The sequence below is a fragment of the Paracoccus sp. FO-3 genome, assembly GCF_006386455.1.
GTDB classification, from domain to species: Bacteria; Pseudomonadota; Alphaproteobacteria; order Rhodobacterales; family Rhodobacteraceae; genus Paracoccus; species Paracoccus versutus.
On the sequence record NZ_VCBQ01000200.1, the window covers coordinates 1 to 3736 of the forward strand.

The following is a 3736-nucleotide window of genomic DNA, read 5'->3' on the forward strand; positions in this document are numbered from 1 at the left end:
GCCCGAACGGCTGGTCATGGAACTGACCGCCCACCGGACACTCGCGCTGCGCGAGGCCATCGGGCGCTCGCCGGACGTTGCTCTGACGCTTCTCCTCTTGAAGCTGGTGACGGATACTTTCCGCACCTCATCTGCTTCCGGCAGTTGTCTCGAGGCCTCCGTGCGCCACGTCTACATGTCGGCGCAAGCGCCCGATCTGAAGGACAGCGTCGTGGCGAAGCTCGTCGATGAGCGTCACGCAGCCTGGGAGGTCGATCTGCCCCTCGGCGACGATGCGGCGCTCTGGGACTATTTGACCGTGCTCGACCAGGGCAGCCGTTTGGCGCTCTTGGCGCATTGCCTCAGCTTCGGGATCAACGCGCTCCATGAGAAGGTGAACCCCTATGGCGCGGGCATCTCCGCCAGCGGCTTGACCCGCCGCATGGCCCATGCCGACCTGGTGGCACGTGCGGTCGATCTCGACATGGTCGAAGCGGGGTGGGAGCCGACGGTCGACGGCTACCTCAACCGAGTGCCCAAGGCCCGCATCCTCGAGGCCGTGCGCGAGGCGAAGGGGGAAGGGACCGCGCAGCTTCTCGATCACCTGAAGAAGGGCGAGATGGCCACCGAAGCCGAGCGGCTCCTCAAGGGCAGCGGCTGGTTGCCCGAGGTCCTGCGCCGGGCCGATCTGGTCGCACGCGATGGCGAGGAGATCGCAGAAGGGCAGGGGGAGTACGCGGGCGAGCCCGAGGACGTCGATCTCCCGGCCTTCCTGACGGCCGGTCTGCCGGAGAGTGCTGCGTCCATGATGGCTGCAGAATGATCTGAGCCATCCGGGGGCGGGGAAACCCGCCCCTAACTCTGATAAAATACAGTAGTATCAATATGATGAATGCGAACTCTCGCATTCGGGATGAGGAATCATGTCTGCAACAACCATCATCGACTCAGCCCCTCTCGGGGCGCTCATTCGCTACACCGACGGCAGTCCCAAGCCCCCGTCACGGTTCACCAAGAAGCTAGCAGCCTGGGAGCGCTCGAACGGCGTCGGTCGTCTCGTGAAGAAAGAACTTCCTCGGGTCTATCCGACCTGGACCGCTCCGGCCTCCTTCACGCTGCATGAAGGGAACTTCTCTTCGGACGGAGTGATCCTCGTCACGATCATGCGCAGCCATTCGGCCGACAGCCGTCTGATCTTCGAGGTGGCGGAGGAACCGAAGCACGGGCAGGTGCGCGTGCTGCTCGACTTCGGTGGCAACACCGAGCTGCTGCATCTTGCAGAGTCCGTCACAGCGGCGGAGCTCTGGATCGTACGGGAGGGCTATCGCAACGCACGGTTTGAGATCGTCGGCGCCGAGGACGGCGATAGGGCAGGGGGCGCGGACCTGGCCGCCTGAGCCCTGCAAAGACGTGAGGGGACTGCTCATTGGCGGGCCTCTCACCGACCACATGAACCTCGCCCCGCGATGCCGCGGGGCACCATAGGATCCATCCCGAAAGACGGAGGCCTTCAACCAAGAGCCTACCCGGGAGGCTGGTGGCGTTCCGAGCATCAGCGGGACAACCGGCTCCTGACGTTGGGGCACCATCCCCCGCTCGCCATTCCCTTCCTTGCCCCGAATCCGGTCTTCGAGATCAACCCGCGCGGGGTCGGACTACGGGCAAGCCCGTGCCGCCGGGTGGATTCGGACGAGCCGAACGCACCCGGTGATGTCAGCCAGTCTTCGGGCCTGCGGGGTCCTGTCGCGCGGGGGATGGTCCCCCGCCTCCCAGACAGGAGCCAAACAGATGTCCCGCAAAGATGCTCACGCCTTCGCAGCCTCCCTCGCCGCCACGCTCATGGTCTCGATCGTCGTCTTCCAGGCAGGGGATGGAACCTTCGGCGCCGTCCCCGCCGATGAAATCGACGGCGACGAGGTCCAAGTGATCGCCGAGGTCGACCCGTGGGCATGATGCCCACGGTTTCTCCCGAGGCTCGGCATCGGGGCAGGGTCCCCGATCCGGGCCTTGCGCCGGTCAACCGTCCCAGTCGAGCGCTCGGAAGTGCCGCCAAGTGCCCGGCGGCGTTTCTCTGGAAGTCGCTTGATCATCGAAAGCGTTCGTCGGAAGCTGAACAAGACGGCGCGGGGTCCGATGAATGCTCTATAAATCTTTGATTTCATTATACGGATCGTCGCTCGCTGGTAAGTCGGCTCCCAAAGACGACTTGATCTGGCACTTCGCACCGTCCGACGACCTGCGGCAGTTCCGAGTTTACGCGCTTGATGCGCTGCAGCAGGCCAAGGTGTTTCTGCTCGATCACCTGGCAGCCGCCTACACTGACACGCTTCACGATGCTGTCTCCAAGCAGGCAGAGGAAGTTGGCGTGCCTGCCATGGCGATCCTCGGTGAGGTGAAGCTTCCCGCTCCCATCGTTTGGGTAGAGTTCGACGATCGCGAGCTGGGCGTTGCACGATTTGAGCGTGCTTCACCTGTGACCACGCACGATGACAAGCCTTCGGGAACGGGACTGCGCGGCTACCTCCTTGATGACCGCCACGAGGGCCATTTGCGCATTACAATGTTCCACCACCGCGAGAATTCGCGCGTCGTCGATCCGATCTGTGCACTGCTTGTCAACCGGACACCGACAGGACAATTGAACTATGACGACGTTGAAGTTGAACTCAGTCGGTCCGTTGTCGATTTCCGCTTGCGGAGCGGCGATACGATGGAAATGATCCAAGGTCGCCGCACGGTGCACCAGGTTGAAACAGGGTATGACCTGTTCATTCCCTACGCTCTGTTTGCAATGTTGGTCTCACCTGATCTTGGTGGGATTATCCCGACGGAAACTGAAACCTTCACCGCCAAGGACACGAAGACTGCCCGCAAGTTTGGCAAGTCGTGGATCCTTGGCGCCCAGAAATCTCATCTGACGATCCGGATCGGCCCGCAGGCTGCTGCGCATTTGGCGGAGAGAACCGCTCGCCTTGAATTCGAGCGGCAGACAGTTGAGGAGCGGAACGGCCCTGTCCGTCATTGGGTGTCCGAGCATGAGCGGCACTACCGAAGCGGCAAAGTCGTTCTGGTTAAGGGGCATCATCGGGGCCAAGCACCTGACCCCAATCTGCCGACACGGGTGATGGGGCCGAAGCCAGATGCGGCCAGTTTTGATTTTCCCGCCACCGAGGCGCCAAACTAAGATTGCCCCGGCATTTTCTGGCTTCGAATTAAGACCGCGAGCTCGCTCGGGTCTCTGCCCGCATTGATATGATCCGCGAACCATTGCGGTTTCCGGCCACGGCCAGACCAGGTGAGAGCCGCATTCTCAGGGTGACGGTACTTCGCCCCGGCTGGCGCACGGGTTGTTTTCACCTCAACACCGATCAGGTCGGCGAGGGAGTAGCCCATCTCCTTGGCGATGGCTTCCAGCTTGGTGCGGGCTTCGGCCTTGTGACGGTCCTCGTACGAGGAAATCGCCTTGGCGAGGTCCTTCTGCAGTTGCTGCAGTTCCTTGAGCGACATCGCCTCGAGATTGAAATCAGCCATCGGGCCCTCGTGTCCTGTATGAGGCGTCCGGGATAGCCGTCAGGTCGAAACATCGCAACTCCCACGGAAGTCTGCGTGATAGGGCAGGGGGATGAGGTTGGCTTGAGCCGCCGGGTCGATGCTCTCGAAGATGCTTCAAGCCCGTTGCCTTGGCCAGGAAGGCCGAGTTCTGCGAGAGCCCCGGGTCGCCCCTATCCTTGGTGCCATCCCTTCGACTGACAATCCC

General features: G+C 62.4%; 4 protein-coding genes and 1 pseudogene. 4 read left to right on the forward strand and 1 reads right to left on the reverse strand.

Features of this window, described 5'->3' with window-relative positions; translation table 11 throughout:
• The 4 genes and pseudogenes from FE811_RS26070 to FE811_RS26080 form a co-directional block, all read left to right on the forward strand.
• A pseudogene (locus tag FE811_RS26070) lies at positions 1-802 on the forward strand (DNA-binding protein); the annotation flags it as partial.
• Positions 803-902: 100 nt separating this feature from the next.
• A complete protein-coding gene (locus tag FE811_RS26075; protein ID WP_140849399.1) occupies positions 903-1376 on the forward strand; it encodes a hypothetical protein in 474 nt (157 codons plus the stop codon).
• 391 nt (positions 1377-1767) lie between these two features.
• Positions 1768-1932 carry a hypothetical protein gene (locus tag FE811_RS27755; protein WP_167384016.1) on the forward strand — a complete coding sequence of 55 codons (165 nt, stop codon included), beginning with the start codon at positions 1768-1770 and terminating at the stop codon, positions 1930-1932.
• Between the two features lie 184 nt (positions 1933-2116).
• Complete coding sequence (locus FE811_RS26080) at positions 2117-3163, forward strand: hypothetical protein (protein ID WP_140849401.1); 1047 nt, start codon at positions 2117-2119, stop codon at positions 3161-3163.
• Here the strand turns inward: FE811_RS26080 and FE811_RS26085 are convergent.
• The gene (locus tag FE811_RS26085; RefSeq protein WP_140849403.1) at positions 3160-3510 is read right to left on the reverse strand and encodes an H-NS family nucleoid-associated regulatory protein; all 351 of its coding nucleotides are present in this window, start codon (positions 3508-3510) and stop codon (positions 3160-3162) included. The two genes, FE811_RS26080 and FE811_RS26085, sit on opposite strands and share 4 nt — an antisense overlap.
• Between the last annotated feature and the right edge of the window lie 226 nt (positions 3511-3736).